A 20,590-nucleotide genomic window follows, 5' to 3' on the forward strand; every position below is an offset into this window, starting at 1 on the left:
GCGAAGTTCCGGCGCAAACGCTTGGCAATAACACAGTCAATTGACCCTAAAAACGCTTTAAAAATGCTAGGTTATCCTAAACATTGCTGCGGAGTATAGCGAATACCAAGGGACTGAGGAGATTTACAGCAATAAGGCCGAAAACTGTGCTCATGGGACTATGCAGCACAAATAGGCAATCGGCCTTATCAAGGGAGAGTCAAATACAATAGCGGCTATATCAAAACAGTTGATATTGGCTCGCTAACAGTTTCACACTCATGGCCAATGACATAGTCACCACCAATGGCTTAATGATCTTAGTGCCTCTGGTCACGACTAAGCGCGAACCTAAAGTCGCACCGATTGCCTGCCCAGCCAGCATCACTAAGCCGAGCACCCAAATCACTTTGCCACCTAAGGTGAAGAAGATAAGCGAAGCAATATTGGTCGAGAAGTTTAACACCTTGGCGTGTGCCGTCGCCTTTGCCAGACCAAAACCGGCCAAGGTCACAAAGGCCAGCGCGAAGAAACTCCCTGTGCCAGGACCAAAAAAGCCATCATACAAACCCACACCGAGCGCGGCGGTAAAGGCAAAGACGGTAGGCGTTAACACTTGGTGGCGGTCATCTTCCGAAATCTTTTTCGAAAACAAGAAATAACAACCAATCGCGAGGATTAAAAAAGGTAAGACTAACTCTAGCACTTTGGCATCGACCAACTGCACCAGAATAGTGCCTAAGGCGGCGCCCGCAAAGGCACAGATAAGGGACTGTTTAACGGCCTTCAAATCAACTAATCCCTTACGCACAAAGTACAAGCTCGCAAAAAAGCTGCCACCGCAGGCCTGTAATTTGTTAGTCCCGAGTGCCACCGCCGGCGGTAAACCCGCCCACATTAACGCAGGGATAGTTAGCAATCCCCCGCCGCCGGCGATAGAGTCGATAAACCCCGCCACCATAGCCACGCCAAAGAGTAATGCCGCAATTTGTAGAGTCAGTTCAAATTCCATGATTGTTATTATTGAGTAATAGGAGCTAAGGCTTCGCATTAGACTGCGTTTGCCTTATAAACGCAAAGGAGTTATTGTCGCGCTAGCGTGAGCAAAGCTCACACTAAATACCCTTATCATTTACTCGATTCGGATACGCCTATGTTTACTTCCTTGCCGCCCCTCAATGCATTACGAGCATTCGAGTCTGCCGCCCGCTTGCAAAGCATGACACTTGCGAGTAAAGAACTGCATGTCACCCATGGCGCCATCAGTAAACAAATCCGTGTACTAGAAGAATTCTTAGGTTTTGCCCTCTTCGTGCGCCTGCATAAAAAAGTCGCACTCACGGACGAAGCCAAGCGCTACTTGCCGCATGTGCAAGCGGCTCTGCAAACTTTGTCCAGTGCCACCGCCGATTTACGCAGCCAAGGCTCGCGACCACAAACCTTAGCTATCAATGTGTTGCCTAGTTTAACCATCAACTGGTTAATCCCCCGGATGGAGCAATTTAAATCTCGGCATCCGCATTTGTATGTGGATCTCTCGATTGGTGACTTTGCTGTCGATTTCAGCCAAGGCCGTTACGACATTGCCATCCGCAGCAGCACTCAACTCCCCAGAGGGGTTAATTACATCAAGCTGATGGATGAAGACTTGTGCTTAGTTTGTGCGCCGTCACTCGCGCCTAAACTCAAAAGCATCGAAGACATCAATCAGGTTACTCTGCTGAAACACACCACACGGCCAGAGCTGTGGGAGTATTGGGCGGACAAAGTGGGACTGGTACTCACACAGGCGCAAACCTTTGGCGTCGAGCATTTTTATATGTTGAGTCAAGCCGCGGCCAGTGGCATGGGCGCAGCGTTGATCCCACGTTTTTTTATCGAAGATCAATTGGCCAATGGCAGCTTAGTGATCCCGTTTCAAGCGCCTTTTACCAGCCCATACGCTTATTACTTACTCACGCCCAAATCCCCTAGCCTACCGTTAAAGGTGCAGGCCTTTATCGATTGGATGCTCGAGTTATTTGCCCCATATAGGCAATCGTCAGATATAGACAAAGCCTAGATAGCAAAAAACCACCTGAGCGGTGGTTTTTAACGCTTATCCGGCGATAGGCTTAGTGATGGCAATGTTCATCGTGAACATGGTCGTCATCCATAAACTCATCATCACCTTCTTGATGTTGCATCACGCCCCATCCATCGGTCATGCCGCCAAACTCGGCCGCAAAATCATTGAGAATGGTCTCTTGTTCAACCAAGTCATCGTAGTCTGGCACCATGTTGATGCATACGATGATTTCCCACTTACCGAGTTCATCGTTAAGGTTTAGCTCAACTTCGCCTTCTAAATCGGAGTTAGCTAACTCTTCGAGTGCAGTTTCAGCATCGCGCTGATCATCGAAAACTAAAAAGAAATCAACATCGAGGGCTTTAGTGAGGTCAATTCCGGCTTCGGCCATCGCAGCCAGCATTTTGCCATTATCGTCGTCTGGAAATTGCATATCCTACTCCACAGTATCTGGCTTATTCAGCCGCAATGATTTGAACCGATTCACCATTAAAGCTAACGATGTCACCCGCAACGACTTTTTTACGTTTGCGCGTTTCCACTTCGCCATTGACGGTAACCAAACCTTCATCAATAACATGCTTGGCTTCGCCGCCGGCATTCGACATGCCTTGTACCTTTAATACTTTGTACAATTCAATAAAATCTTCGCCAGGATACAAAGCTAACTGATTAATTTGCGCCACTTAAACACGCCTCAAAAAATAAACCTGCGGCATTATAGCAGCATGTACCATGGGATGCAGATAATTTAACTTATCTTTGCCTTTCATCGGCGAGCAGCCCATAGGCGGATTCATCTAGCCACTCATCACCTATCTTAAAATGCTGCCGAAATACGCCCTCGAGTTGAAAGCCACATTTCTCCATCACCCGGGCTGAGCAGATATTATCTTTGGCGCAGTACCCAACCAATTTATGGACTGACAGACTTAAACACGCCCAATCGACAACCGCCTGTAAACTCTCAGTGGCATAGCCTTTACCTTGCCCTGCGTGCGCCAGCAAATAACCGACCTCGGCACGTTGCTCCTCCACACTGTGACAATGAAGACCAGTTAAACCGATAAACTCACTGGTATCCAGAGTTTCGATCACCAGCGTAAGCCAATCGCCAGAGGTATAGTCCCATGTGACTGAGCGCTGCTCAAACTTTTGCCGGATCACTTCGGGAGTTTCAGGAATACGCACATAGCGATTGATGTCAGGATCTAGATGTAATGCCAAGAAGTGGTCCCAATCCTTCGCTTGTAAACTGCGAAGTCTTAATCTGTCGGTATATAGTTCAAGCATAGTGACTCCCCGATGAGCGAACAAACTCAAAAAAAATGGCAGCCAAACGCTGCCATTGTCTCGGCAAGAAGACGATTAACCGCGGCTGGTCACTTCGAGTAAGTGGTAACCAAACTGGGTTTTGACTGGGCCTTGAACCACGTTTAATGGCGCACTAAATACCACTTCATCAAACTCACGCACCATCATCCCAGGGCCGAATGAACCTAATTCACCACCTTGTGCGCCCGATGGACATGAAGAATGGGCGCGGGCGATTTGCGCAAAATCGGCACCATCGAGGATCTGTTGTTTAAGTGCTTGGCACTGCTCTTCGCTGCTCACTAACAAATGTCTTGCTGTAGCCTGAACCATGGTAAAACTCCCTGAATAATCCTGAGACATTTGCCCCAAATATCATATGGTTCCCGTTTATATGACATCTAAACGGGATGTGAATGTTGAGTATAAAAACATTCTGTTTAATTAAAAAGTCTTAAACTGCGCCGTCATTGATTTTGTTATCGATAACGGCGCAGCATAATTGACTCAGTGTTAAGCCTTAGTCGCCGCTATCCAGCGGTCTATCTTCTGCTCCATCACCGCCATAGGTAGCGAGCCAGAGGTGAGGATCTGATCATGGAAAGCTTTTAGGTCAAACTTATCACCTAGGGCTTTTTCAGCACGCTCACGTAGGGCAAGGATTTTTAGCTGACCTACTTTGTAGGACAGAGCTTGACCCGGAATCGCCATATAACGTTCAACTTCAGCAATAATATCCGACTCGGCCATGGGCGAATTATCCTTCATATATTGAATCGCTTGCTCCCGGCTCCAGCCTTTGGCATGTAATCCTGTATCCACCACCAAACGCATCGCACGCAGCATTTCATCTGAAAGCTTACCGAAGTATTGGTAAGGGTCGCTAAAGAGCCCCATTTCGATGCCTAAGTATTCAGCATACAACGCCCAACCCTCTTCGAAGGCGGTATAACCACTGAAGCGTTGGAACTCAGGAACGCCCGTTAGCTCTTGCTTAATGGCGATTTGGAAATGGTGACCAGGCGCGGCCTCATGTAATGACAACGTCGTCATACCCCATTTCGGCTGAGCTTTTAGGTTATAGGTGTTGATATAAAACACCCCAGGACGGCTACCATCCACAGCTGGTGATTCATAGGATGCGCCCGCAGCCGATTGTTCTCTAAAACTTTCAACCGGTTTAACCACATAGTCGGCCTTTGGCATCACATTAAAATACTGTGGCAATACTTGGTTAATCTTATCTTTCAACACCATATAACCATCGATTAAGCCTTGGCGATCGTCATAGAAGTATTGTGGCTCAGACGATAAAGAGGCAAAAAAGGCTTTTAAGTCACCTTTAAAACCCACTTGCTCACGCACTTTGTCCATCTCAGAAAGGATTCGTGCGACCTCATTGAGACCAATTTGGTGAATGTCATCCACTGGCATGGTTGTGGTGGTATGAGAATTGGCTAAATGCTGATACCAAGCTTTACCATTTGGCAGACCAGACCAACCATCCGTCGCACGGGACTTAGGTAAGTAAGTCTGCTTGAAGTAATCGCGCAGCCCCGCTAATGCAGGCACTAAACGCTCATTAATCATCGCCTGATAACTTGCTGTTAGCTCCGCTTTATCTTGATCCGAAAACCCTTCAGGGAAGTGATTAATCGGTGAATAGAAGATGCTTTGGCTGACATCTGTGGTAAGCATGGCATCAAGCTGGGGAATAATCCGCTCAACTAACACGCGCGGTAACACCACCTTACTCGCAATACCTTCATTCATACGATTCTCGGCCAATTGGATCCAATCAATAAAGCCGTTAACACGCTGCTCCCAGTTGCGATAATCCTGCACTGTATTAAAAGGCTGCGCACTCTCACCACTACCCAATTGCACCATAGTGATCACAGTACTGTAGAACTGGCTGATCGGCATAAAGCGTGATGGGAAGGTTTCGTCCACTAGGGCCATTTCGCGGTCATAAACAAACAGCGCGTAACTGAGTTGTAAATCGGCTGGCAATTGCTCAAGGTCAATCGCCCTCACTTGCGCTAAATAACGAGTATTAAGATCATGACGCGCCTTAAGATATTCCTCGGTTAAGTCGCCGCCGAACTGCGCGTTGTAGTCATTAACACCAACAAACGTGGCGTAAATCGGCTCTAACTTTAAGTAATCTTTAAAATAGGCATCGACTAGTGCGGCGTATTTTGACTCAACAGTTTGAGTTTCTGCCTGCACCGGTGCAGTTTGGGCCGTCCCTTCCTGCCCAACTGTAGTTGTCTCAGGCTTTGAGCAACCTTGTAAAGCAAACACTAACGCTATCGTTCCCGCTAATAAACTTAATTTCATTTTTTATATTTCTCCTTTTGGGTCCGTGATAGCCAAACTCTTCCTATACTTAGTTCAAAGTCTGCTTACGGGATTCATCTATGATCTACTCATTTCGTAACTCAGGTTTTAGGGATCCTGAAACAGGGGTCTACAACCAAACCTATTTCATGGAAGTATTCAACCGAGAGTGGCACAGGCACATACGTGAGCAGCAAAGCTTGGCGTTATTGTATCTGTGCCCTCACATTCATGAAACCGTCAAACAACCCCATTTACTCGAATTCTTTACTAAACAGGTACAAGAAGCACTATTACGAGCGACTGATCTGATTGCCAGATTAGATCACAACCATTTTGCTTTAGGGCTTTTCAATATTGATGAGGAAGGTACTGAAGTGGTGTTAAAGCGAATAGCACACCATATTCAAGAATTTAATCAAGAGTTTGGTAAAAATCACAAACTGAAAATTGACTATAAGCTCGCAGCTTGTTTGTGCTTACCCACGCAAGAAAAGCGTATAGAATCTTTGTTTAACAACGTCTCTAAGCTATCACTTGAGCTCGAACGCAACCAGCAACAGTCACAAGTGCTTGTAAAACTCCAATAAAGAAAAAGCCCCTTACGGGGCTTTTTAGATCTGCATTGCGAATACAGTGAATTACAGTTCGACATTATGCATACGTGCTTTCTCTTTAATATAAGAGATATAGCTGTTTGCACTCTTCTCAGTCTTCTTATCCTTCGCGGCTAATACAGCGCGGTTATAAGCTGACTTGTACTGTTTCAAACTTAAATGGGCTAGCGCCAATTCGAAGTTTGCTTCACCTGGATGCTCAATACCTAAAGAGATGGCTTTCTCAAGCACAGGGATCGCTTCAGAGTATTTCTCATTCAAGCTCAGTAAACGGCCTTGTTTCAGATACAGCTTGCCATCGTTATTGATAGCAGCCGCTTTTCCATAAAACTCAGCAGCTTCTTTGAACTCTTTCGCGTTTTGGTAGAAACCAGCCAAAATCTCATAAGATTTAGCATCTTCAGTGATGAGGCCAGACTTCATGTTCTTTTGGAATACTTTAGCCGCTTGATATGGCGCACCTTTCTGTGCCATCAGCTGAGCTAAACGAGTGATGTTAGCTCCAGTATCCAAGAAACCATTACGGTAAGCCAAATCATAAGTCGCTAGCGACTTATCATAGTCTTCTACCATCAGATAAAACTGTGCTAACTGAACCCATAATCTGCCATCATCCGGGAATAACGGCACCATGACTTCCAACACACCAACGGCTTTTTTATACTTCTTCTGGTTGAAGTAAGACGTCAGTTTCATCTGATACAGACCTTTATCAGGAGCTTCAGCAAGTGAAAGACCTTTATCAGCCACTTCAATCACTTTGTCCCACTGTTTCAGTTCTGTGTATGCAATACCGATACGACGATACATTTGAGAGTCTGCCTTACAAGTGAAATCCATCCACTTGTAATAGTAAGGAATTGCTTCCTTAAACTTCTTCTCTTGTAACAATAAATCGGCATAGAGGCGCAGTGTTGCAGCGTGATCTGTGCCACCTAAAATATCAGCCTCAACGGCTTGCTTTAGGTACTTGATCGCGGTATCCATCTTGCCTTTTTCGGCATAGAAGTTACCGAGCATACGCGCAACATACGCTTTATCGAAATCATTCTTTGCATTCGCTTCAAGCAGGATAGCAATAGCCTGATCTAACTGACCATTAGTATAAGCTTCGAATGATTTTTGAACTTTCTTCGCAGCACTTTCGCCTACCGCTTTAGATTGGCGCTTATCAATTTCACATTTCTCGGCTGCAACAGCCGAAGAAACGGATAAGGCGCCACCACAAAGAGAGAGCAATAACGCAACTGCGATTTTATGTGCATTACGCATTGTTATTTGCCTCCTTTATCTAAAGTGAAGTCTAGTTGCACTGTCATACCTGGTTGCTTAAGTGGCTTGCCATCAACAATCTTCGGCTTGTACTTCCACTTTTTCAGTGCACGGATTGCTTCTTTATCAAATAGACGCTTCGGCTCAGCATTGATAATTTCAACATCATCAACACCACCTAACTCGTTAATCGTAAAGCGCAATTGCACCCAACCTTCCTTACCATCACGTGCTGCCGCAATTGGGTACTGTGGCTCGATACGAACGATTGGTGTTGCATCACCATCACGAGTCATCATATTACCCAATTTGAAGCCACCGGCACTGTGACCACCGGCTTCAACACCACCCATATTGAACGACATAGACGTATCAATATTTGATGAAGAGTCTGGTGGCGTAGTATCAGGCTTCTGTGGTTGCTCTGGTGGTGGTGGTGGCTTAGGCACTACCCTTGGCTTATTCTGTGCTTTTGAATCCTGTCTATCCATTGTGATTTCAATTACAGGGGTCTCGGCCGATGTTTCAGCGCGTTGCGCCCCACCACCGACCAAGAACGCCATAAAAGCGAACAGACCAAAAGTCACAGCAGCACCAATAATGATTGATACTAGTGCTCTTAGCATATTAATCGTTCCCCGCAGATACCGAAATCTTATCTATACCAGCCGCTTTGACTTGGTCTAGAACTTTAACAACTAAGCCGTGTTGCGTATCTTTATCCGCCTGGATCAGCACTGCTGCTTCAGGCGCTTCAGCTAGCATACGCTCAACGTTTGCAGTTACACGCTCGATATCAACCTGACGGTTTTCCATCATGATCACGCCAGTTTTGCTGACGCCGATAAAGATGTTGGCCGAAGGCTTAGATGTCGCTTGTGAAGCTTTTGGTTTGTTATAGTCCAAACCAGATGGTTTCACGAATGACGTTGTTACAATGAAGAAGATCAGCATGATGAACACGATGTCGAGCATCGGTGTCATATCAATTTGCGCTTCCTCGTCTACACTGGAATGCTTTTTACGTGCCATGTTCAATCTCTCTCTAGTGGTGCGGCATGCTGTCTTTTAGCTTTTCTAAGCTGATTTTCATTTTTGCATCAAGGCGAGTACTGAAGAATACTCCCGATAATGCTGCAACCATTCCCGCCATAGTGGGCATTGTTGCCATTGAAATACCAGCCGCCATTAAACGAGCATTACTCGTCCCCTGAACTGCCATCACATCGAACACTGAAATCATACCGGTAACAGTACCTAACAAACCTATCATAGGACAAATCGCTACTAAGGTTTTAATGACCAGCATACGTGCATTCAAATCTTGCTTCGCTTGGGACAGCCAAGCTTCACGGATACGGTGTGCATACCAAGAGGTCGTTTCCTCTCTAGCATCCCATGCAGCTATGATTGCTTTATGTTGCTTTGGTGATATCCAATTGAGATACCAGTAACGCTCAAGCATCAATACCCACATTAAGAACAGCACAAACGCGACTAACCAGAGGACGTCGCCTCCGGAGGCCATGAAGCCCCTGACGGAATCCCATATGTCCATCAGGTGAATCATCATTAGTCAGCCCTCTTCTCAGCGTGCGCTGCGATGATACCAGCACTTTGCTCTTCCAGAACTTGCACAATTGACTTGCTACGAGCAACAACAACTGCGTGCATTAACATCAGAGGCAGAGCCGCAACCAGACCTTGAACTGTAGTGACCAGCGCCATAGAGATACCGCCAGCCATCAGTTTTGGATCGCCAGTACCGAACAATTGGATACTTTGGAAGGTTGCAATCATACCGGTTACTGTACCTAACAGACCCATCATTGGTGCGATAGCGGCCAAAACTTTGATGATTGAAATGCGAGACTCTAACGCAGGCGTTTCTTTCAAAATCGCTTCGTCGAGTTTTAGCTCTAATGTTTCAACGTCAACGTCTTTGTTCTCTTGATACACTTTCAGGATACGGCCTAAGGCGTTGTTACCTGGGTTATCAATATTCTTACGTTGGCTGTTCACACGAGCACCAATGATAGTCATTGTCACTAAACGCTCGACAGAGATTAACAGACCTAAAGCTAATAAAATCATAATGATATAACCGATTGTACCACCAGATTCAATACGGTCTTCCATACTAGCTTTGTTAGTGAAGATATTTAACAGAACACCACGAGCTGGGTCGATATAGAATGGCGCAGTACCTGAAGTAGTTTGTTCCCACTTACCTACTGCACTAACTTGGTAACCTTCTGGCTGTTGTGATAACTCTTGAATTAGACCTAGGTCATGGTTATAAACAACATATTTGCCATCTGCAGTAATGTTGTAAGCACCGATACGGTGAATAGTGGTGTTTTTAACGCTACCATCGATACCAGTCACAGAACCTTCGAATTTAACAACCTTACCAGATTGTACCATTTCGAATAACTGCTCTTGCCAGAATTGCTCTAACTCTTCGATTTTTGGTAATTGCTTACGAGCACCTAAATCAGCAATGAATTTATCGCGATTTGGGTATTGAGCACTTACGTTTGAACTCGCTAATTTACCAGCGAAATCGCCCGCTTCACCTTTAACCACACCGAACATCTCACCCAAGTCACCTTGAGCAGTTTTCAGGTCTTCTTCTAACTGAGCAATTTTACGCTCGTTATCTAAGAAAGCTTGGTTAAGGTCTTTACCGCGTTGCTTTTCAGCCGCTAAAGCATCTTTTTCACGCTTTAACAGAGCCGCTTTATCGCCACGCTCAGCTTGGAACTCTTGCTCACGCTTGCTGTTAACTTTGCCTTCAGCAGCGCGATCAACTTTAACTTGCTGCAATAATTGGTCGATGGTCTTAGGCGCATCAGCAGCGCTTGCCATACCAGCAGTTAAAGAAAAACTTGCAGCTAATACAGCTGTAGTAATTAACTTCTTCATTATTGTGCAGTCTCCGCAGCAGGAATTGGTAACGCGAATAGATCTAGAGCGCCTTGTTTACGGGCAATGCGGATACCTTTTGTCAGTTCACGCAAGTAGCTGTCATCTAACTTATCCCAAGCCTTAGTTTGAGAGTTGTACATCCAGCCAGTCTTCTGATCTAAGCTCTGTGCGTATAAAGCAACACGACCTAAGTTAAAGAAGTCTACTAATACTTCTTTACCATCTAAGGTCAATTTACCTTGGTTAACTGCAACAGCACTACCGTATTCACGCTCGATGCTGTACGCATCTAGGATCAAACGGTATTTTTCAGCCAAAGTCACTTCAGCTGTGTTTAACAGTGTTTTTAACTCTTTAACGCGGTTAGCGCGAACTTCAGAGTTGAATGGTAAATCTAATTGAACGAACTGTTCTAAAGACTCAACCATTTTAAACATTAAAGGCACAACGCCCTGACGCAGTTTATCTACGCCGTTAATGTCTGTTTGAATCGCGTCCATTGTTTTTTGTTGATCAGCAACTAAGCTGGCAACGTAATCGTTATATGACTTCAGTGATTCACGCTCATCAGCAACTGAACCATACTCAAAGAGCATGTCCTGTGCTTGATCGAAATATTTATCAACATTCTTTTGCGACGCAGCAGCATCAGCATGGATCATACTATCCGCTTTTTGCACGTCGGTAAGAGGGTCTGCAACTACTAAGTTGCTGCTCGCTAATGCCAGCACGCCAACAAGTGCAGTAGCGATTTTTGTTCTATTGCTTACCTTGGACATAGTTCCCAACCAATTTGAAGTGAATAAAAAGTTAACTTAACAGCAACATCACTTTAAGCAAGACTTACTTTAGTAAATGCTTACTGTAAGTATATCTTTCTCTTGTGATTCTTAGTTTTTTCTTCCCTTTCCTATGCCTTTACAGGCATAGACCCGCTGGCATCATTTCACAAAATGTTGACCTGTGTCAACATTCGAGACACGTAAAAACTAGTGTAAAGAAGTCTTAGTTATGAATTTTTTTACGAAAGGTGTTTTTTTAAACAACATCAACAAAACATGTAGAATAAAAATCTTTAATCACACTTAACAAACCCATGTAAACACATGAAAAAAATGACTTTTCAAAATAAATCTAAAATTTTACATTTATAGTTGCTAAAAAATTTATGACTTCATAGCTAACTATGCATGAGGATAAGTACCAGTTAAAGTTAAGGAAGAACTTGCATTAGCTATCAATATTTCTCAATTTTGTATATCGCATGTGCCAAGCAATGATTTCATTCTTATCACTATGTACCTCATCTACAACTAGATCTGCGACATGAAATGTTGTGAGATATAGTTTGAGGTTGTTTATGTTGTCGGAATCCATAGCCGCAGCAACGAGTTCGTTGAGCCGATTTTTGTAAACAAGGAGTTGGGATTCGACAAAATCAAGATATTCAAGTTTTTTATCCACAGACCAGAAAAGCCCACTCTTGAAAAAATTATTGACATAAGTCAGTAATTCTGTATCTCGAAATGCAATTTCATCAAATGTAGCGATTTCAGCTAGAAGACGATTAACCTCTAACCGACTATTCTCACATTTGGGGCAAGACTTTACTCGTTTCAAATCATCAGGGCCACGCATATTTCCCATATCTTGAGCAAGTTGCCTCAAGACCATTATGACCGATTCAATCTGAGCAAGACCCAAAAAATTAAGCAGCCTTGTATTATTTTTTATAATTGAGGAATTTTTATGATGGATTATCGACTCAAAAATCCCTCCATTAACGAGCACTCGATTAACTTCATAAAACGATTTTTTGATATCAGAATATTCAATGCCAAATTGTGAAATAACTGCATCAAATTCATTATCTGAAAAAGGCAAAGACTCTGCTCTCACGTTACCGAGCAGATCAATATTGATTTTCTTATTCTGATGATACTCTATCAATGGCTGAGGATTTATACTCGCAAAATCAATTCCTTTAATAGTACCTATAAAATTAAACTTTTTGAGATAATCTTGAGCTAAAAGTGGCAATGCTCCATTTCCAGTAGCAACATCCAACAATTTAAAGTTATTTGGTAAACGATTAAATATACTCTCCCATATGCTACGTAACTGGCCTGTATAATTATCACTGAACTCATTACCAAATGATGTTAAGTGTCCTGACTTCCAGTACTCACTCCAGTGCTCACTCATTGATATCTATCCCAATAAAAAAACATTTAATAGACTACATATAAAACAACTATTTAATATCCAAGATTAGTAAAGAAGGGTTAATAATACTGGCAATGAACCTGCTTATGTATAGCCATGAATTATAAAGACTTTTCATTTAACAGCATAGTAACAGGTTGGAGCAATTTTATCGAATGAAACTCAAACTCTTACTACATTAAAAACAACTATAACTAACTAAAAGATACCAATAAAAAGGCCAGTTTAGAACTGGCCTTTTAGTGTTAAACGATTATCAAGTATTTATTAGAATTTGATCGTATAAGAAGCACGGTACTCACGTCCGTAGTTGTTATACAAGTCAGCATTTTCATAAACACCAGCTGAACTCAATACTGGATCTTCATCAGTTAAGTTGTTAATACCTAACATAATTTTACCGAAGTTACCAGCGTCATAGCTATAACTGATGTTGTGGATTAACCATGAATCTAAATGACCAGTAGTACCCGACTCATAGGTAGAGCTGGTGTAGTTCATGTTCCAAGCGAGTGTGTTATCACCAAATGAATAAGTTGTAGTGAATACAGACTTATAATCAGGAGAACCAGCCCAACCAGCGATATCTTCTGATACACCAGCTGTGTCTTCAGTGATATAGCTTAGAATAAAGCTGTTCATCCAGTTAATGCCAAAATCACCGATGCCTGTTTCAAAGTTTGCATTCAGGCCTACGTCGATACCTTCAATCTCAAACTTATCACCGTTCGCATAACCTGTACCAACTTCTAAGGCTTTACCTAAAGAACCATCTGCACCATTTGGAGCACGAATAACGTAGAATGTATCGTCAGCAGTGATAGTACCGTCAGCAATACCTTTCAACACAGATTGAGTTGTACGTGAACTGATCACATTTTCTACTGTCAGGTCGAAATAATCGACTGTCAAACCAACGTTTTCAACAATATCCCATGCAACACCTAGGTTGATATAGTCAGAAGTTTCTGGCTCTAGGTTTTTGTTTGCCGAGTAATATGTATCAATCTGCTTGCTTGGACAGTCAGCTTCAGCAATACCTTGGTCAGTACAATATGGAATGTCACGAGCAGATTCAGCACTGAATGATGTAGCTGCATATAATTGGTCTAGAGAAGGTGCACGGAATGCTTCTGAATATGAAGCACGAACAACTAAACTATCCAATGCTTGCCAACGAACAGATGCTTTAGGTGACAACTCACCACCAAAGTCGCTGTAATCGTCGTAACGAGCAGCTAAGTTAACCTCTACACTATCAACAATTGGCAATACCGCTTCGTAGAACACCGCTTTAACATCACGGCTACCACCTGCAGAGTTACCAGCACTACCGCCAATTAAGCCAGCTTCAGATTGAGCATCATAAACAGAAGCAAATTCTTGCTCAAAATATTCCGCACCAACGTAATGAGCTACTGTACCGCCAGGTAATTCAAAAGCATCAAACCCGATACCCGCAAACCACTGATTAAATACTGAACTATCCTGAGTTAAGGTAGTTGCTTTCATGTTAGCAATACCTTCTTCTGAACCTAGGTCAATACCATTTGCATTGTTATATGCAAGACCCGCATAGCTTAAATAATACTCACCAACGCTCTTGTTATCAGCTTTGTTATAGTGATAATAAACTTCCCATGAAGCATCATTCAGCGAAGGTAGCGTTCCACGTAAACCGGTCAAATAGTCTTGGTTATAGTCGGTAACATTACCATCACGAGTACCAATTCCCACCCAACGCCAGTAACCAGTAGTCACTTCGCCATAAGGGTTATTAGGGTTATCAGCAGCCATTTTATTCCAAGTCGCCGCAGGTGGAGCGTAACGACCAAATGAAGAGTTGGCAGTTACCATTGCACGACCGAACCACTCAACATCTTGTGCGACTTCATAATTAGCATCTACGTAAACAGTGTTACGGTCAGTTGAAGCCTTGTTGTAAGACACGTTAGCAAACGCGTACATACAGTAAGTTGAACCTGGCCCCCAATCGTCGTCAGCCGCCACTTTTTGGAATACATTTGAACCGTATTGTGCAGCCAAATCATCACACAAAGGTGATGCTTGAGCTTCAGAGAAATCTGGAGAAGCTACTGTTGCACCATAAATACTCCAACCGATGGTTTCTGTGTAAGCTTGGATAATACCGTCACCGTTAGCATCATTCATACTTGCCGCAGTGTATGGGCGGTCACCATCTGAAATGCCTTTACGATCTTGATGATCAAAAGAGAAAGTAATATTACCTTTATCCATTTGATAACCAGAGACTACAGAGAATTCTTTACTGGTTAATCCACCATCGGCCTCACGTGAACCACCGCCAGCATTGAATTCAACACCTTGGTAGTTCTTTTTCATGATGATGTTAACAACACCAGCGATTGCATCAGAACCGTATGTAGATGATGCACCGTCAGTCAGAATGTCGATTCGCTCAACAGCAGACATAGGAATGGCGTTTAAGTTTGCAGAACTTCCACCTAATGTTGGAGAGCCAGGGAAACGTTTGCCATCAATAAGAACTAAAGTACGAGATGAACCAGCACCACGTAAGTCAATAGTAGCTTGTGATTGAGCAGAACTACCCGAGCGCTCAGAGAATGAACCGAATGAGTTTAAGTTACTGTTGCGCAGTGCATCAGCTACGGTGAAGTTACCTTCAACTTTCATATCTTCAGTCGTGATAGAGGTAACAGGAGAAGCACCTTCTAAATCACTACGTTTGATACGTGAGCCAGTAACTTCAATACGCTCAACCTTTGCACCATCTTCTTCAGCAGCAAAAGTGAATGGTACGCTTAACGTCGCAGCAGTCACACCACTAATCAACGCAAAACGCACTGACTTAGCTAGCAAGCTATTCTTATGCATTGTCTATCTCCCTGGATATTTGTTATTTATTATTTTTACTAAACAACTTAGATCAGTCTGTTAACAGGCGGAACCAAGTCGACACAATAAAAACACATGGTAAACATAAAATCAACAAATACGACAATAGAATTACATTCACCGTACACCACACTGTACAGACGCTAAAAATAAATCAACAAAAACAAAAAGATACAACAATTACCAGCACCAGGCTCAATTAGGTACACTTGGAACTAAGTCTAAAGTTTGCTTATTTTTCATACTCATAAATAAGTTAAATCTGAAAGACTTATGCAGGCATAATTTCGGATGTAAAAAAAATGTGACTAACTTAAGGGGGCTCGACAAGTTGGTGATAAAGTTTGATGCCAATTTATATGCTGTTCGAATTTTTGACTATGGATGTAGTAGAGGGAGCATTTCTAATGTAGGCAAAGCTACTGTATTGATGGGACGGTTTAAGAAACCACTACTCAACACATGATTGTTGAACACGATAATCAATAAGTCTGATACTCACATTTCATTAAATGCAAAAATTGCGGAAAATAAACTTAGTAAGAAGAATGCGGACAGCCTCCTATAATAATTTAAAATTGTTCTCCTTCATAAAATGAGTAAAAATTTACAAAATAAAAATGCCGCTTCTAGAAGCGGCATTTTTTAAGTCTATATTTTAAAACTTGACAGTATAACTCGCTCGATATTCACGACCATAGTTATTATATAGATCCGCATTTTCATACTTTCCATTATTCAACACAGGGTCTTCGTCAGTTAGGTTATTCACCATCAAAGTGATAGCGCCAAAGTTACCAATGTCGTATGTGTAAGTTAGGTTGTGGATCAGCCATGAATCTAAATCACCTTCCGGCACCAGAACCGAACCATTTTGGATCGCATTCTCTTTAGCATAAGTACCAGATGTATAATTCATATTCCATGAGAACTTATGGTCAGTAATGGTATAGGTTGTGGTTAATACAGATTTATAATCAGGTTGTCCTTCCCAGCCTGCGGTGTTTTGAGCAGCTGCTCCACCGACTTGCTCTGAAGTATAATCTAGGACAAAACTATTATTCCAATTGATACCAAAATCACCAATTCCAGTCGCAAAGTTTGCCGCAAATGCTAAATCTATGCCTTCGATTGTTAATTTATCGCCGTTGGCGTAGCCAGTACCGACCTTCAATACGCGTCCCAATGAACCATCTGGTGATGAAGGAGCACGTTCGACATAGAAAGTACTATCAGGCGTTAGCTGTCCGTTCGCAATACCACGAATTACGTTAGTGACTGAACGCTGAGAAATTGCGTTATCAATGTTCAGATTAAAGTAATCTAATTTAACCGAAAACTCTTCAACAACATCCCAAGCAATACCTAGATTCAGATAGTCTGAAGTTTCTGCATCTAAACTATCGTTAGATGAGATATATGTGTCAAATTGTTTTGTCGGACAAGACTCTTGGCCATTCGAGCCACAGAATGGATAATCTTTACCACTTTCTGCACTAAATGTATCGGCCGCATTTAACTGATCCAATCTAGGAGCTCTAAAAGCTTCGGAGTAGGATGCTCGAACAACTAAATTATCAAGAGCTTGCCAACGAATTGCAGCTTTGGGGGCAACGTTTGTGCCAAAGTCACTGTAATCATCATAACGGGCAGCTACGTTTAACTCGATTGTATCTGTAATTGGAAGCACTGCTTCATAAAACGCAGCCCACACTTGACGGTCACCACTTGCAGAGTTACCGGCACTACCACCAATTAGGCCCGCTTCTGATTGTGCGTCATACACAGATGCAAAATCTTGCTCAAAATATTCCATACCGAAATAATGAGCAACTGCACCGCCAGGAAGTTCAAAAGCATCGAATCCAATCCCAGCATTATATTGATGGAAAGTTGCCGTATCTTGAGTCAGTGTCGTTGCTTTCATATTAGCAATGCCTTCTTCCGAGCCAAGATCAATTCCATTTTGCTCGTTGTAGGCTAGACCCGCATAACTTAGATAATATTCGCCGATCGATTTATTATCTGCTTTATTGTAATGATAATAAAATTCCCAAGTTGCATCATTTAATGAAGGCAGAGTTCCGCGTAGCCCAGTTAAATAATCTTGGTTATAATCGTCGACATTACCATCACGAGTGCCAATACCAACCCAACGCCAATAACCTGTCGTTTCAACACCATATGGGTTGTTTGGATTATCCGCAGACATTTTATTCCATGCAGCAGCCGGAGGAGCATAGCGGCCAAAAGATTTACCTTGAGTAATCATGGTTCTACCAAACCACTCAATGTTCTCTGCAACCTCATAGTTAGCATCAACATAAACTGTATTGCGGTCCGTTGATGCTTTGTTGTATGAAACGTTCGCGTTGGCATACATACAATAAGTTGAGCCAGGTCCCCAATCATCATCTGCCGCAACTTTTTTGAATACATCAGAACCATACTGAGCTGCTAAGTCGTCACATAATGGAGAAGCTTGGGTTTCAGAAAAATCAGGAGATGCAACCGTTGCACCGTAGATACTCCAACCTGTCGTTTCAGTATATGCTTGGATAATCCCATCGCCATTTAGATCTGACATACTTGCCGCAGTATAGGGTCTGTCACCATCCGCAATCCCTTTTCTATCTTGATGGTCGAACGAGAATGTAATATTCCCTTTATCCATTTGATAACCAGCAACGACAGAAAACTCTTTACTGGTTAATCCGCCATCAGCTTCACGTGAACCACCTCCGACATTAAATTCTAGTCCTTGGTAATTCTTTTTCATGATGATATTCACAACGCCAGCAATAGCATCAGAACCATAGGTAGAAGAACCACCATCAGTGAGAATTTCAATACGTTCAACGGCAGCCATTGGGATCGCGTTAAGGTTTGCCGATCCCCCGCCTAATGTTGGTGACCCAGGGAAACGTTTACCATCAATCAGAACAAGCGTTCTATCAGAACCTGCGCCGCGTAAATCTATCGTTGCTTGTGATTGGGCAGAGCTACCAGACCTTTCAGAAAAAGAACCGAAAGTGTTTAAGTTACTGTTACGTAAAGCATCGGCAACAGTGAAGTTACCTTCTAACTTCATGTCTTCTGTTGTAATTGTTGTAACGGGCGAAGCGCCTTCCAAATCGCTACGCTTAATGCGAGAGCCAGTTACTTCAATACGCTCAACTTTGGCGGTATCTTCCTCTGCAATGGACACTGAAGATACGGAAAAGGCCCCCAAAGCAAGAGAACTAGTTAAAGCGAGTCGTATAGAGGTCGCTAAAAAATTATTATTGTGCATTGTCAATCTCCCTTGAAAAATTATTATTATTTCCATTGACGACGATACGGAAATTTAAATAAAGGCTTAATCCTATATTTATTAACATTGTAATCACATAATAAAAACATCAGCAACATGATAGACGCTTAGCACTGTAAATGGGAAAAACAAACAACATGCCACCCGATTAAATAAGCAAAAAAATCTACCTTATTAAACAATAAATTAAATGAAACATTTTAACTTTACATCTTTTTGAACATCAAAAACCCTCTAAAATATAAACCTTTAGTTTTATTTATTACCACAAAAAATAATACTTTATCTTTACAACTAAAATATTTCCGTTTAATACTAAAGTTTTAAAACTTTAAAACAAAAACGCCAGTCATTGCTGACTGGCGTTTTTGTTAAATTTTTAGTTATCTAGAGACTAGATAACTAATGAGGCTTAAAGCGTATAGCGGATACCAATGGCGATGCCATCATCTTCTGATAATGACATTCTGGCTTCTTGTGCTTTGTCGGTGCTGGTAAAGTCGCTGTAGTCTTTACGTGCTTCAACATAGAGTACTGTGTTTGGGTCCCAAACAAAGTGTAAACCTACAACTACAAACTGACGTTTGAACACATCGTTAGGATCGGCGTTAAAGTTAGGTTGAATAACATAATCCTTACCTGCATCCAGAATGTTGTAAGACACAAATGGACGTAGGCCATTGTCAAATTTGTAAGACACTAAAGTTTCAACACCATAGGCATCTTTGATCAAGCGACCAATGTTATCGGTATCATGGTTTTCTTCTTTGTGAACGTTGGCTGCTACATATAAGCCATCTTTATCGAAGTCACCCCAAGTTGCGCCCACACCGTAGATCAGATCAACAGCAGTCTTCTGATCGCCATTACCATAGGCAATATCAAATTCACCGCGGTTAATACCCGCCATCAAGCTAAGCTTATCTGTCGCTTTATAAGTTACAGAGCCGCCATAGGTGTAATCATAGGTGACTTGTTGCGCTTCTTTCTTACCTGCATTCCATTCCATTTCACAGGCTTCTTCTGTAATGTTTTCAATGTCACAGGTGTAGAAGCTGCTGTTTTTTAATTGCGCCTGAACCGCAAAACTCACATCACCGATGCTGTTGCGGTATTGGACGACTTTATCACCACGACCGACGCCGTTTACCGCGCCGTCGTCTTTATTGAAAGTGTAAACACCAGCGGCGTTACCATCCCACACAAAACCGTAGTTAGTGTTATAAACCACGTCATACCAAGCACCCCATTGTTTACCAATAGTGATAGTGCCGTATTCATCGTGGCTGATGCCTGCATACCCTAAACGGTTGTAAAAGAACTCATCCTGCACCGATTCAAAGCGGTTGTTATACACAATGTCACTGCTGCCAACAGGGTTAACGCCCCATTCCAATTTGGCAAATGCATTCCAACCGTGGGTTAACTCACGGCTGAAACCAAAATTAATTCGAGAAGCACCATTAACAACCTCAGTTTCACCTTGAGTGTTGATTACACGCGCATCAATAAAGCCACCGATCTCTACCGCATTTTTATCATCTTTGTAGATTTCGATTGCAGATACAGTTGGAGCGAGAAAGAGTGCTGCTAGCGCAGTTGCTACTAACGTTTTGTTCATTTGGTGCT

18 protein-coding genes are annotated in these 20,590 nt (G+C 42.7%); 2 read left to right on the top strand and 16 right to left on the bottom strand.

All coding sequences use genetic code 11. The features are described from left to right. Positions 1-220: 220 nt before the first annotated feature. On the bottom strand, positions 221-991 hold the full coding sequence (locus ACK5NH_RS03870) for a TSUP family transporter (protein WP_416917866.1): 771 nt from the start codon (positions 989-991) through the stop codon (positions 221-223). 141 nt (positions 992-1,132) lie between these two features. Here ACK5NH_RS03870 and ACK5NH_RS03875 point away from each other — a divergent pair, with 141 nt between their 5' ends. Continuing rightward, a complete protein-coding gene (locus tag ACK5NH_RS03875) occupies positions 1,133-2,041 on the top strand; it encodes a LysR substrate-binding domain-containing protein (protein ID WP_109285815.1) in 909 nt (302 codons plus the stop codon). A 52-nt stretch (positions 2,042-2,093) separates the two neighbouring features. Here ACK5NH_RS03875 and ACK5NH_RS03880 read toward each other — a convergent pair whose 3' ends face one another. The 5 genes from ACK5NH_RS03880 to ACK5NH_RS03900 form a co-directional block, all read right to left on the bottom strand. After that, positions 2,094-2,480, bottom strand: coding sequence for a ribonuclease E inhibitor RraB (locus tag ACK5NH_RS03880; protein ID WP_011623207.1), 387 nt, complete (start codon positions 2,478-2,480; stop codon positions 2,094-2,096). Positions 2,481-2,502: 22 nt separating this feature from the next. Continuing rightward, entirely contained in the window at positions 2,503-2,733 is a 231-nt protein-coding gene (locus ACK5NH_RS03885; RefSeq protein ID WP_011623208.1) for an RNA-binding S4 domain-containing protein, read from the bottom strand. Between the two features lie 70 nt (positions 2,734-2,803). After that, on the bottom strand, positions 2,804-3,340 hold the full coding sequence (locus ACK5NH_RS03890) for a GNAT family N-acetyltransferase (protein WP_416917867.1): 537 nt from the start codon (positions 3,338-3,340) through the stop codon (positions 2,804-2,806). Between the two features lie 75 nt (positions 3,341-3,415). Continuing rightward, the gene (locus ACK5NH_RS03895) at positions 3,416-3,694 is read right to left on the bottom strand and encodes a peptidylprolyl isomerase (RefSeq protein ID WP_011623210.1); all 279 of its coding nucleotides are present in this window, start codon (positions 3,692-3,694) and stop codon (positions 3,416-3,418) included. Between the two features lie 180 nt (positions 3,695-3,874). Beyond that, positions 3,875-5,704: a DUF885 domain-containing protein gene (locus ACK5NH_RS03900; protein ID WP_416917868.1), complete on the bottom strand. Its 1,830-nt coding sequence runs from the start codon at positions 5,702-5,704 to the stop codon at positions 3,875-3,877. Positions 5,705-5,784: 80 nt separating this feature from the next. On the opposite strand from ACK5NH_RS03900, the gene ACK5NH_RS03905 reads away from it, so the two are divergent. Further along, positions 5,785-6,294 carry a diguanylate cyclase domain-containing protein gene (locus ACK5NH_RS03905; protein WP_416917869.1) on the top strand — a complete coding sequence of 170 codons (510 nt, stop codon included), beginning with the start codon at positions 5,785-5,787 and terminating at the stop codon, positions 6,292-6,294. A 51-nt stretch (positions 6,295-6,345) separates the two neighbouring features. Here ACK5NH_RS03905 and ACK5NH_RS03910 read toward each other — a convergent pair whose 3' ends face one another. The 10 genes from ACK5NH_RS03910 to ACK5NH_RS03955 all read right to left on the bottom strand — a co-directional run bounded on the left by ACK5NH_RS03910 (position 6,346) and on the right by ACK5NH_RS03955 (position 20,582). Then, positions 6,346-7,593: a tetratricopeptide repeat protein gene (locus ACK5NH_RS03910; protein ID WP_416917870.1), complete on the bottom strand. Its 1,248-nt coding sequence runs from the start codon at positions 7,591-7,593 to the stop codon at positions 6,346-6,348. Positions 7,594-7,595: 2 nt separating this feature from the next. After that, the gene (locus tag ACK5NH_RS03915; protein ID WP_416917871.1) at positions 7,596-8,219 is read right to left on the bottom strand and encodes an energy transducer TonB; all 624 of its coding nucleotides are present in this window, start codon (positions 8,217-8,219) and stop codon (positions 7,596-7,598) included. Position 8,220: 1 nt separating this feature from the next. Next, positions 8,221-8,625, bottom strand: a complete 405-nt coding sequence (locus ACK5NH_RS03920) for an ExbD/TolR family protein (protein WP_011623215.1) — start codon at positions 8,623-8,625, stop codon at positions 8,221-8,223. 13 nt (positions 8,626-8,638) lie between these two features. Beyond that, positions 8,639-9,166: a MotA/TolQ/ExbB proton channel family protein gene (locus ACK5NH_RS03925; RefSeq protein WP_011626575.1), complete on the bottom strand. Its 528-nt coding sequence runs from the start codon at positions 9,164-9,166 to the stop codon at positions 8,639-8,641. After that, positions 9,166-10,521, bottom strand: coding sequence for a MotA/TolQ/ExbB proton channel family protein (locus tag ACK5NH_RS03930; RefSeq protein WP_416917872.1), 1,356 nt, complete (start codon positions 10,519-10,521; stop codon positions 9,166-9,168). The genes ACK5NH_RS03925 and ACK5NH_RS03930 overlap by 1 nt, the downstream gene beginning before the upstream one ends. Then, entirely contained in the window at positions 10,521-11,303 is a 783-nt protein-coding gene (locus tag ACK5NH_RS03935) for a DUF3450 domain-containing protein (RefSeq protein ID WP_416917873.1), read from the bottom strand. Before ACK5NH_RS03935 ends, ACK5NH_RS03930 begins: the two co-directional genes overlap by 1 nt. Positions 11,304-11,754: 451 nt before the next feature. Further along, a complete protein-coding gene (locus tag ACK5NH_RS03940) occupies positions 11,755-12,729 on the bottom strand; it encodes a class I SAM-dependent methyltransferase (protein WP_416917874.1) in 975 nt (324 codons plus the stop codon). Between the two features lie 288 nt (positions 12,730-13,017). Then, positions 13,018-15,627, bottom strand: a complete 2,610-nt coding sequence (locus tag ACK5NH_RS03945) for a TonB-dependent receptor (RefSeq protein WP_416917875.1) — start codon at positions 15,625-15,627, stop codon at positions 13,018-13,020. A gap of 679 nt (positions 15,628-16,306) precedes the next feature. Then, the gene (locus ACK5NH_RS03950; RefSeq protein WP_416917876.1) at positions 16,307-18,940 is read right to left on the bottom strand and encodes a TonB-dependent receptor plug domain-containing protein; all 2,634 of its coding nucleotides are present in this window, start codon (positions 18,938-18,940) and stop codon (positions 16,307-16,309) included. A gap of 433 nt (positions 18,941-19,373) precedes the next feature. Then, a complete protein-coding gene (locus ACK5NH_RS03955) occupies positions 19,374-20,582 on the bottom strand; it encodes a porin (RefSeq protein WP_416917877.1) in 1,209 nt (402 codons plus the stop codon). Positions 20,583-20,590 lie beyond the last annotated feature (8 nt).

Origin of the sequence: Shewanella sp., assembly GCF_047975355.1 — a bacterium.
Taxonomy (GTDB): domain Bacteria; phylum Pseudomonadota; class Gammaproteobacteria; order Enterobacterales; family Shewanellaceae; genus Shewanella.

Bases quoted from the DNA above. Each gene is read 5' to 3' on its own strand.
- ACK5NH_RS03870 (WP_416917866.1), bottom strand. From the start codon at position 991: ATGGAATTTGAACTGACTCTACAAATTGCGGCATTACTCTTTGGCGTG.
- ACK5NH_RS03875 (WP_109285815.1), top strand. From the start codon at position 1,133: ATGTTTACTTCCTTGCCGCCCCTCAATGCATTACGAGCATTCGAGTCT.
- ACK5NH_RS03880 (WP_011623207.1), bottom strand. From the start codon at position 2,480: ATGCAATTTCCAGACGACGATAATGGCAAAATGCTGGCTGCGATGGCC.
- ACK5NH_RS03890 (WP_416917867.1), bottom strand. From the start codon at position 3,340: ATGCTTGAACTATATACCGACAGATTAAGACTTCGCAGTTTACAAGCG.
- ACK5NH_RS03895 (WP_011623210.1), bottom strand. From the start codon at position 3,694: ATGGTTCAGGCTACAGCAAGACATTTGTTAGTGAGCAGCGAAGAGCAG.
- ACK5NH_RS03900 (WP_416917868.1), bottom strand. From the start codon at position 5,704: ATGAAATTAAGTTTATTAGCGGGAACGATAGCGTTAGTGTTTGCTTTA.
- ACK5NH_RS03905 (WP_416917869.1), top strand. From the start codon at position 5,785: ATGATCTACTCATTTCGTAACTCAGGTTTTAGGGATCCTGAAACAGGG.
- ACK5NH_RS03910 (WP_416917870.1), bottom strand. From the start codon at position 7,593: ATGCGTAATGCACATAAAATCGCAGTTGCGTTATTGCTCTCTCTTTGT.
- ACK5NH_RS03915 (WP_416917871.1), bottom strand. From the start codon at position 8,219: ATGCTAAGAGCACTAGTATCAATCATTATTGGTGCTGCTGTGACTTTT.
- ACK5NH_RS03920 (WP_011623215.1), bottom strand. From the start codon at position 8,625: ATGGCACGTAAAAAGCATTCCAGTGTAGACGAGGAAGCGCAAATTGAT.
- ACK5NH_RS03925 (WP_011626575.1), bottom strand. From the start codon at position 9,166: ATGATGATTCACCTGATGGACATATGGGATTCCGTCAGGGGCTTCATG.
- ACK5NH_RS03930 (WP_416917872.1), bottom strand. From the start codon at position 10,521: ATGAAGAAGTTAATTACTACAGCTGTATTAGCTGCAAGTTTTTCTTTA.
- ACK5NH_RS03935 (WP_416917873.1), bottom strand. From the start codon at position 11,303: ATGTCCAAGGTAAGCAATAGAACAAAAATCGCTACTGCACTTGTTGGC.
- ACK5NH_RS03940 (WP_416917874.1), bottom strand. From the start codon at position 12,729: ATGAGTGAGCACTGGAGTGAGTACTGGAAGTCAGGACACTTAACATCA.
- ACK5NH_RS03945 (WP_416917875.1), bottom strand. From the start codon at position 15,627: ATGCATAAGAATAGCTTGCTAGCTAAGTCAGTGCGTTTTGCGTTGATT.
- ACK5NH_RS03950 (WP_416917876.1), bottom strand. From the start codon at position 18,940: ATGCACAATAATAATTTTTTAGCGACCTCTATACGACTCGCTTTAACT.
- ACK5NH_RS03955 (WP_416917877.1), bottom strand. From the start codon at position 20,582: ATGAACAAAACGTTAGTAGCAACTGCGCTAGCAGCACTCTTTCTCGCT.